Annotated in this window: 10 protein-coding genes; 9 read left to right on the top strand and 1 reads right to left on the bottom strand. The window is 71.6% G+C overall.

What is annotated here, in order from left to right:
- The coding region (locus AB0H81_RS41915) for a hypothetical protein (protein WP_358387180.1) at positions 1–219 on the bottom strand (219 nt) is incomplete at its 3' end.
- Between AB0H81_RS41915 and AB0H81_RS41910 the strand changes: the two genes are divergently transcribed.
- From AB0H81_RS41910 to AB0H81_RS41870, 9 genes are all read left to right on the top strand, one after another.
- The gene (locus AB0H81_RS41910) at positions 212–412 is read left to right on the top strand and encodes a hypothetical protein (RefSeq protein WP_358387177.1); all 201 of its coding nucleotides are present in this window, start codon (positions 212–214) and stop codon (positions 410–412) included. The two genes, AB0H81_RS41915 and AB0H81_RS41910, sit on opposite strands and share 8 nt — an antisense overlap.
- A gap of 166 nt (positions 413–578) precedes the next feature.
- Positions 579–1,718, top strand: coding sequence for a dTDP-4-amino-4,6-dideoxygalactose transaminase (rffA, locus tag AB0H81_RS41905; protein ID WP_358387174.1), 1,140 nt, complete (start codon positions 579–581; stop codon positions 1,716–1,718).
- Positions 1,718–2,518 carry a GNAT family N-acetyltransferase gene (locus AB0H81_RS41900; RefSeq protein WP_358387171.1) on the top strand — a complete coding sequence of 267 codons (801 nt, stop codon included), beginning with the start codon at positions 1,718–1,720 and terminating at the stop codon, positions 2,516–2,518. Before rffA ends, AB0H81_RS41900 begins: the two co-directional genes overlap by 1 nt.
- Positions 2,515–3,027 carry a GtrA family protein gene (locus AB0H81_RS41895; RefSeq protein ID WP_358387168.1) on the top strand — a complete coding sequence of 171 codons (513 nt, stop codon included), beginning with the start codon at positions 2,515–2,517 and terminating at the stop codon, positions 3,025–3,027. Before AB0H81_RS41900 ends, AB0H81_RS41895 begins: the two co-directional genes overlap by 4 nt.
- Before the next feature lie 79 nt (positions 3,028–3,106).
- A complete protein-coding gene (locus AB0H81_RS41890; RefSeq protein ID WP_358387165.1) occupies positions 3,107–4,174 on the top strand; it encodes a glucose-1-phosphate thymidylyltransferase in 1,068 nt (355 codons plus the stop codon).
- A gap of 42 nt (positions 4,175–4,216) precedes the next feature.
- The gene (locus AB0H81_RS41885) at positions 4,217–4,930 is read left to right on the top strand and encodes a methyltransferase domain-containing protein (RefSeq protein WP_358387162.1); all 714 of its coding nucleotides are present in this window, start codon (positions 4,217–4,219) and stop codon (positions 4,928–4,930) included.
- Positions 4,931–4,987: 57 nt separating this feature from the next.
- Positions 4,988–7,120 (top strand): DUF4082 domain-containing protein, encoded by a 2,133-nt coding sequence (locus tag AB0H81_RS41880; protein ID WP_358387159.1) that lies wholly within the window; start codon positions 4,988–4,990, stop codon positions 7,118–7,120.
- Positions 7,121–7,201: 81 nt separating this feature from the next.
- A complete protein-coding gene (locus AB0H81_RS41875; RefSeq protein ID WP_358387157.1) occupies positions 7,202–8,197 on the top strand; it encodes a fatty acid desaturase in 996 nt (331 codons plus the stop codon).
- Entirely contained in the window at positions 8,194–9,189 is a 996-nt protein-coding gene (locus tag AB0H81_RS41870; RefSeq protein WP_358387154.1) for a class I SAM-dependent methyltransferase, read from the top strand. Before AB0H81_RS41875 ends, AB0H81_RS41870 begins: the two co-directional genes overlap by 4 nt.
- Positions 9,190–9,276 lie beyond the last annotated feature (87 nt).

Below are 9,276 nucleotides of genomic sequence, written 5' to 3'. Positions count from 1 at the left end.
CCACTCGACGCCGTGGAGGATGGTGCACGCCTGCTCGACATAGCGGGAGAACGCCTCGACGGCACCCTTGCCGAGCCATGCGCCCCTTTCCCCGACGCTCGTCTCGCTCACGTTCCCGCCGTTCGACACCAACTTCGCGGGATACGCCCAGGGCGGCACGACCTGGATCCACGACCCCCGCAGCGCCGCGCCGTGGCACAGCCTGAGCCAGGTGGACAACTACCCGGAGGACGTGGTCGGCGTCTCGGTGACCGAGGCCGTGCCGCTCGACGCCCTGCTGGTCACCGTGGTGACCGCGGACGGCGGGCTGGCGAGGACGACCTGCCGGTTCACCGAGGGTACGCCGCCCGCCGGGCCCGCCTGGGGCACCACCTACTGCGATGACTTCACCTCGATCACCCCGCCCGCCTGACCGTGCCCACCTGACCGTGCTGACCTGATCGTGCCTGCCGATCGGGCCGTCCGATCGCGGCCGGTCGGGTGCGGGTAAGGCTTGCGCAACGGCTGCGTCACACGCTGTGGCGCGCCGCCTGCCCGCGGGTGCGCCGGGTTTCACTGCGGCAATGAGCACCACCGCGGTGAGAACCGTTCCCTTCAACCGGCCGTACGTGAGTGAGCGCGAGCTCGACTACGTCGCGGAGGCCGTCCACAACGGGCGGACCTCCGGCGACGGGCCGTTCACCCGCCGGGCGACCGGCCTGCTGAGCGAGCTGACCGGAGCCCGCCACGCGCTGCTGACCACCTCCTGCACGCACGCCCTGGAGATGTCGGCGCTGCTGCTCGACCTGCGGCCCGGCGACGAGGTGATCGTGCCGTCGTTCACCTTCATGTCCACGGCCAACGCGTACGCGCTGCGCGGCGCCGTGCCGGTGTTCGCCGACTGCCGGCCCGACACGCTGAACCTCGACGAGCGCCTCGTCGAGGAGGCCGTCACCGAGCGGACCCGGGCCGTCGCCGTCGTCCACTACGCGGGCGTCGCCTGCGCGATGGAGGAGCTCGGCAAGATCGCCGACCGGTACGGCCTCGCGCTCGTCGAGGACAACGCGCACGGCCTGGGCGGGTCCTACCAGGGCAGGCCGCTCGGGTCGTTCGGCGACCTGGCCGCGCAGAGCTTCCACGAGACCAAGAACGTCCAGTGCGGCGAGGGCGGCGCGCTGCTCGTCAATGACGACGAGCTGGCCGCGCGGGCCGAGATCGTCCGGGAGAAGGGCACCGACCGCGGCCGGTTCTTCCGCGGCCAGGTCGACAAGTACCGCTGGGTCGACATCGGCTCCAGCTACCTGCCGTCCGACCTGCTCGCGGCCCAGCTCACCGCGCAGCTGGAGTCGTTCGGCGACATCCAGCGCCGGCGCCTGGGGGTGTGGCGGGCCTACCACGAGGGCCTGGCCGGCTGGGCGGCGGCCAACGGGGTCGGCCGGCCCACGGTGCCCGACGGCTGCGAGCACCCCGCCCACCTCTACTACCTGATGCTCCCCGGCCTGGACAGCCGCCAGGCGTTCATCGCCCACCTCGCCGCGCGGGGCGTGCAGGCGCCGTTCCACTACCAGCCGCTGCACAACGCGCCCGCCGGCCTCCGTTACGGGCGGCCGGCGCCGGGCGGCTGCCCCGTCACCGAGCAGGTGGCCGACCGGCTCGTGCGGCTGCCGCTGCACGCCGGGCTCGGCGAGGAGGACGTGGCGTACGTCATCGACGCCGTGCAGGAATTCGAGGTGCGCTGATGGCCTGGCAGGACGTGATCGAGGCGCGGGCGGTCCGGACGCTGCCCTCACCGCTGGAGTCGGCCCGCTTCGGACGTCCGGTGGAGCGCCTGACCGTCGGCGCCGCGTCGGAGGAGACGCTGGACGCGATCCGCGAGGCCGTCCTGGAGTCGGCGGCGGACGTGATCGTGCTGCGCTACCCGGCCGAGCGCGTCGGCTGGTTCGCGGAGCTGACCGGTCTGGGCCGGACCGCGATCTTCGCCGACTGCCTGATGTACTGGAGCCTGCGGGCGGGCCGGGGCCGCCCGCCCGCGCCGTCCCCCGATCTGCGGACGGCCCCGCTGAGCGACCCGGACGCGGTCGGCGCGCTGGTGGCCGACATCTTCGCCGTGTACGGCAACCACTACCTGGCCGACCCGCTCCTCGACCCGGCCGCCGCGCTGGAGGGGTACCAGGAGTGGGCGGCGCGCTCCGCCGCCGAGGGGAGCTGCGTGGCGCTGGACGACGGCGCGCAGGTGCTCGGGATCGCCACGCTGGAGGACGGCGGCCCCCGCACCGAGATCCTGCTCGCCGGCGTGATCTCCGCCGCCCAGGGGCGCGGCCTGTACGCCCACCTGCTCAAGGCCGTCGAGGACCACGCCCTGGCCCGAGGCGGGAGCGAGGTCGTCATCTCCACCCAGAGCCACAACACGCGGGTGCAGCGCGCCTGGGCCAGGTACGGGTTCGTCCCGGTCCAGGCGCACGTCACCGTCCACCTGGTGCGGACGGCACTCCTGCGCTCAGCGGACGGGACGGCACCGCTGCGCCCGGCGGGAGCGTGAACGCCCTGACCCGGCCGCCGGCCGTCACCCCGGCCGCCCGGCCGGGTACAAGACACCGGCTGGCCTACCTGGCGGGGGGCGGCGCGACCGCCGTCATCTACTACGGCATCCTCGCCGTTGCCCTGTCCGCGACGGGGGAGCGGGTGCCGTACCTCGCGCTGGTGGTGGCCAGCCACCTCGTCACCGTGGTGATCGTGTACCCGTGGTACCGGCTGGTCGTCTTCCCCGGCGCGGGCCACGGCTGGGTGGCCGGCTACCTGCGCTTCTACGCGGCAGGGCTGAGCATCCTGACGGCCTCCCTCGTGGGGCTGCCGATTCTCGTCGAGCTGGCGGGGCTGCCCGTGCTGGCCGCCCAGGCGCTGATCATCACCATGACCTTCTCGCTCAGCTACGCGCTGCACCGCGCCTGGACGTTCCGCCGGCGCGGATCGTCGCCGCAAGGCCGGGAAAGGTCCGGCAACCCGCCGCACAACCTTCGGCCAAACCGCAGCGCGGCGAAGGTCCGCTGATCCCGGCCGTTCGTAGCTTCGGGACCGACATGGACGATCACCACGGGCCACACGCTCGTCGCGAAAGGACTCCACGGCGATGAAGGCGCTCGTGCTGGCAGGGGGAAAGGGGACGCGGCTGCGCCCGCTCACCCACACGTCGGCGAAGCAGTTGGTGCCGGTCGCCAACAAACCGGTCCTGTTCTACGGCCTGGAGGCCATCCGGGCGGCCGGGATCACCGAGGTCGGCATCATCGTCGGCGACACGGGGGCGGAGGTGCGCGAGGCCGTCGGCGACGGCTCCCGGTTCGGGCTGGAGGTGACCTACATCCCCCAGGACGCGCCGCTCGGGCTCGCCCACTGCGTGCTCATCGCCCGCGACTTCCTCGGCGACGAGCCGTTCGTGATGTACCTGGGCGACAACTTCCTCATCGGCGGCATCGCCGACCTGGTGGACGCCTTCGGCGCGGCCGGTCACGACGCCCAGATCCTGCTCACCAAGGTCGCCGAGCCGCAGTTCTACGGCGTCGCCGAGCTCGGCCCCGACGGGCAGATCGTGCGGCTGGAGGAGAAGCCGGAGAACCCGCGCAGCGACCTCGCGATCGTCGGCGTCTACACCTTCTCGCCGGCCATCCACGAGGCCGTCCGCGCCATCGAGCCGTCCGCGCGCGGCGAGCTGGAGATCACCGACGCCATCAAGTGGCTCATCGACCACGGCTACAGCGTCCACTCGCACTTCGTCAGCGGCTACTGGAAGGACACCGGACGGCTGCAGGACATGCTGGAGTGCAACCGGATCGTCCTGGAGGCGATCGGCCCCGACATCCGGGGGACCGTGGACGGCGCCTCGGAGATCAGCGGGAACGTCGTCATCGAGCCCGGGGCGTCGGTGGAGGGCTCGGTGATCCGGGGGCCCGCCGTCATCGGCGCCCACACCGTGATCCGCGGCTCCTACGTCGGTCCGTACACCTCCATCGGCGAGAGCTGCCTGATCCGCGACAGCGAGGTGGAGTACGCGATCGTGCTGCGGGACTCCTCCATCACGGGGATCTCCCGGCTCACGTACTCGCTCATCGGGCGCAACGTCGAGGTGACCAGGGCCCAGGGCATGCCCAACGCCTGCCAGCTCATGGTGGGCGACCACAGCAAGGTCCAGGTGCGGGCCTGACGGCACGGCCACCGTACGGCGTGGCCCGATCGAGGAGAGGTCATGGAGGCTACGGAGATCCGCCGCACGGTCGAGCTGGAGGACCACCACTGGTGGTACCGCGAGCGGCGCGCCATCCTCGCCCGCGAGCTGCGCAGGCTGCGCCGGTACGGCCCGCCCGGCCGGGCGCTGGACATCGGCGCGGCCGGCGGCGGCAACACGCGGGTGCTCGTACGGCACGGATGGGACGCGCTGGTCGCCGACTACTCGGAGCTCGCGGTGGAGCTGGCCCGCGAGCGGGGCCTGCGCGCCATCCACGCCGACGCGCGCGAGCTGCCGCTGCCCGACGACGCCTTCGACCTGGTGTGCGCCTTCGACGTGCTGGAGCACATCGAGGAGGACGACCGCGCGGCGGCCGAGATCACGCGGGTGCTCCGGCCGGGCGGCACGGCGCTGATCACCGTGCCGTGCGACATGGCGCTGTGGTCGGCGCACGACGTGGCCTCCGGTCACGTCCGCAGGTACACCCGGACGACCCTGCGCGCCCTGCTCAGCGGCCAGGGGCTCGTCCTGGACCGGATGTGGAGCTGGAACGTGCTGCTGCGACCCGTGGTCGCCCGCCACCGTAAGAGCAGCTCGGGCTCGGACGTCATGGAGCTGCCGTACCTGGTCAATCTGGGGCTCATGGGGGTGATCACGGCCGAGCGCTACCTGCCGGTGCGGTCGCTTCCCGGGGTGTCGCTGATCGTGCGGGCGCACCGGCCGGCCCACGGTTAGCATGACATACCATAGTCGCTCAGTTACTCAGTGAAGTAATTGCAGTACAACAGGGGTGTGATTCACCCGGAGGGGCGCACCCCTGCGACATCCGCCCCGTCGCACCGCACTCCAGGGCCGATCGGCTCGTCGTTCCCGACGCCGCTCGCCCGCCTTCGCTCCCGCCGCGCGCTTCCCCCGCGCCGGCCGGGCGCCCGCCGCACCGCGCTGGTGACGATCCTCACGACCATCCTCGCGACGGGCGCCATCGCCGTGATGCCTGACAGGGCGGTCGCCGCGCCGCTGATCCCCCTCGGGGACGCGGCGGCCTTCGCGGTCCTGGCGGGCGGCGCGGTCGCCAACACCGACAACACCACCGTCACCGGAGACCTGGGCACCAGCCCGGGCGCCGTGGTGTCCGGGTTCCCGCCCGGCCAGGTCGTCGGCACGATCCACGCGGGCGACGCCACCGCGGCGGCGGCCAAGACCGACGCGGTCGCCGCGTACAACAACGCGGCGGGCCGCGGGGTGACCGACAACGTGGCTCCGCAGCTCGGTGGCACCACCAAGCCGCCGGGCGTCTACTTCCCGTCGTCCGGCACCGCCTTCCAGATCACGGGCACGCTCACCCTGGACGCGGAGGCCGACCCGAACGCGATCTTCATCTTCCGGGCGGCGACGCTGACCACCGCCACGGTGAGCAACATCAACCTCGTCAACGGCGCCCGGACGGACAACGTCTTCTTCCAGCTCACCGGCACGGCGACCCTGGGCGTCAACTCGACGTTCCGCGGCAACGTGCTGGCCTCGAACGCGGCCAGCGTCAGCTCCGGCGCCGCGGTCACCGGCCGGGTCTTCGCCCTGACCAACAACGTCACGCTCCAGGGCACCACGTCCGGGCCGCGCACCCGGGTCTCCCTGCCGGAGGAACTGCCGACGCAGACGTCGCTGACCGTCGCCCCGTCCGGCTCCTCGGCCGAGGGGCAGCAGGTGACGCTCTCCTCGACGGTCGCCCCCCAGTCCGGCACGGTCAGCCCCCAGGGGAAGGTGGCCTTCAAGGACGGCAGCACGCTGCTCGGCACGGACTTCATCGACGAGAACGGCCACGCCCAGCTCCAGACCTCGGCGCTGCCCGGCGGCAACCACCGGCTCACGGCCGTCTTCCTGGGCGGTGAGACCTTCGACGGCGAGGAGCTCGTCTACCTCGCGTCGAGCACCTCGCCCGGGGTGAACCACACGGTGACCGAGAGCCTGTGGCCGAACTCGGCGACTCCAGCCGTGGCCAACCATCCCGACAACGACGCGATCACGGTGGGGGTCAGGTTCGCGTCCTCCACGACCGGGGTCGTGCGGGGCATCCGCTTCTACAAGGGCTCGCAGAACACCGGCACCCACATCGGCAGCCTGTGGACCTCCGGCGGCACGCAGCTCGCTACCGTGACCTTCTCGGGTGAGAGCGCGAGCGGCTGGCAGCAGGCGAACTTCTCCACCCCGGTCCCGATCAGCGCCGACACCGTCTACATCGCCTCCTATTTCACGTCTTCGGGGCATTTCTCGTACACGCAGAACTACTTCGCCACCGAACGCAACAGCCCGCCGCTGATCTCCCCGGCCAGCGCCCCGGGGGCCCGCAACGGCATCTACACCGTCGGCGCGGCGAACGCGTTCCCGACGAGCACCTTCCAGGCCACCAACTACTGGGTCGACCCGGTGTTCGTGCGCTCGGACACCGTCTGGACGGACGCGGCGACGCCGGCCGTGCTCAACGACCCCGACACCGACCCGGTGACGCTGGGGATGAAGTTCCGGGCCGACACGGCCGGGGTCGTGCGGGGCATCCGCTTCTACAAGGGCTCGCAGAACACCGGCAACCACATCGGCACCCTGTGGACCTCCGGCGGCACGCAGCTCGCCAGCGTGACCTTCTCGGGTGAGAGCGCGAGCGGCTGGCAGCAGGCGTATTTCTCGCCACCGGTCAACATCTCCGCCGACACCACCTATATCGCGTCCTATTTCACCTCTTCGGGGCATTTCTCGTACTCGCTCCAGGGGTTCTTCGACGCGCAGCGCAATTACCCGCTGACCGCGCTGGAGAACGGCGGCGTCTCCGGCGCCAACGGCGTGTACACATACGGGGCAGGGAACACGTTCCCCACCAACACCTACCAGGCCACGAATTACTGGGTTGACGTATTGTTTGACATCAGTTAATCGGCCGACCCGCACGGCGGTCCCCGATATCGCCGAGCCGCTGGTTAGAGTTCCGGAAGGCTCAGCAGAAGGGGGACTGCCGTGCAGGTGGACGCCGAGGCCCTGGACATCGGCAAAGTACGCCATTCCACGCTGGTCGATTCCTCGGGAACGCGTTACGTGGATTTCCGGCGTTCCCTCACGCCGCGCTGGAGCGTGGTCTGGGCGACGCTGCTCGGCGGGCATCTCGCGCTCGCCCTGTCCGCGGGGCTGGTCGCCGCCGTGGGAAGCGCCGTCGCCGCGGGGTGGGCCGCCTCGGCCGGGCTGGCCGTCGCCGGGGGAGCGCTGATCGGCTTCTGGCTGCACTACCTCATGACGTACCTGCACGAAGGCGCCCACTACAACCTGGCGCCGGACCGCGAGACCAGCGACAGGCTGACGAACGCGTTCGTCGGGCTGTTCGTCGGCATGAACGTCAAGGCCTACCGCAAGGTGCACTTCGAGCACCATCGGTACCTCGGCACGACCCGTGACCCCGAACGCAGCTACTTCCTCCCCCTCACCATGCGCTTCCTGGTCGAGGGGTTCACCGGGATCCGGCTCGTGCGGGCGCTGAAGGGCTACCGCGAGGTGGTGCGAGGCAAGTCCCGGACGGAGGACGGGCAGGCCGGGGGCGGCTCCGTGGACCGCGTGTTCCTCGTCGCGGCCGTCTTCAACGGCGCGGTCATCGCCTGCTCGCTGTGGGCCGGGGCCGTCGTCCTCGCCGTCGCCTGGGCGGTGGGGCAGCTGCTGTTCCTGCCGCTGCTCAACACCGTCCGGCAGGTGCTGGAGCACCGCAGCGAGTTCGCCGACGACCTCACCGACTACAGCGTCGTCCCGCACGGACCGGTCAACCGGCTCTTCGGCGACGGGCTGTTCGCCGCCGTGTTCGGCGCGGCGGGCTTCAACCGGCACCTGCTGCACCACTGGGATCCCAGCGTGTCCTTCACCCGGCTGAAGGACGTGGAGCGCTTCCTCATGGACACCGACGTCGCGCCGCTGCTCCAGCGGCGGCAGACCACCTATTACCGCACCTGGCGGCAGTTGGACAGGATATGAACGCACACACCGACATGGTCCCCGGCCGCGCGCCGCAAGCCCCGGCAGCCCGCACCCGCACGAGGTGCCCGGCGTGCCAGGAGACGGGGGCCGCCCCCTGGGCGTCGGCCCGTGACGTCGAATACCGCACCAGCGACGAGGAGTTCCACTTCCACCGCTGCGCGCGGTGCGGGGTCCTCTTCCTCGACCCCATGCCGGTCGACCGGCTCGCCGAGATCTATCCGGCCAACTACTACGCCTACGCCTCGGACGAGCAGTCGTTCGCCCACCGCGTCAAGGACCGGCTGGACGCGCTGCGGCTGCGGCGCATCCTGTCGGGGCTGTCCGGCGGCGACCTCAAGGTGCTCGACGTGGGCGGGGGAGACGGCTGGCAGCTCGACGTGATCCGCGGCCTCGACGCCCGCGTGTCGTTCACCCAGGTCGTCGACCTGGACGCGGCCGCCCAGGAGCGGGCCGTGGCACGGGGACACCGCTTCTTCTGCGGCCGCGTCGAGGACTTCTCGACCGAGGAGCGCTTCGACCTCATCCTCCTGATCAACCTGATCGAGCACGTGAGCGACCCCGGCGAGGTGCTGAGGACGCTGGGCCGCCACCTCACGCCGCAGGGCGTGATCCTCGTCAAGACGCCCAACACCGACAGCATGGACGCCCGGCTGTTCCGGCACCGCGACTGGGGCGGCTACCACTGCCCGCGGCACTGGGTGCTGTTCGACCGGCGCAACTTCACCAGGCTCGCGCGGGCGTGCGGCTTCACGGTGAGCCGCTTCTCCTACACCCAGGGCGCCCCGTTCTGGGGCACCAGCATCCTGGCGGCCCTGGCCCGCCGCGGATGGGTGACGGTCACGGCGGAGCGCCCGATGACCCGGCACCCGCTCTTCCCGATCCTCGCCGCCGGCTTCGCCGGCTTCGACCTGGCCAGGCAGCTCCTCGGCGGCAGGCCCTCCCAGATGTTCGTCGAACTCGTCCCGGCGCGGGGGAGCGCCCGCCGCTGACGGCGGGCCGTTCCAGGTAGGCGCGCTGCGCGGCGGCCGGGCGCGGCACACCGATGCCCGTCGTCATGATCACCTCGGCGCCGAGCA

The organism is Nonomuraea sp. NPDC050691, from assembly GCF_040654455.1.
Classification (GTDB): domain Bacteria; phylum Actinomycetota; class Actinomycetes; order Streptosporangiales; family Streptosporangiaceae; genus Nonomuraea.
Note: the sequence above shows the minus strand (reverse complement) of the source record. Positions and strands in the feature narration are given on the sequence as shown.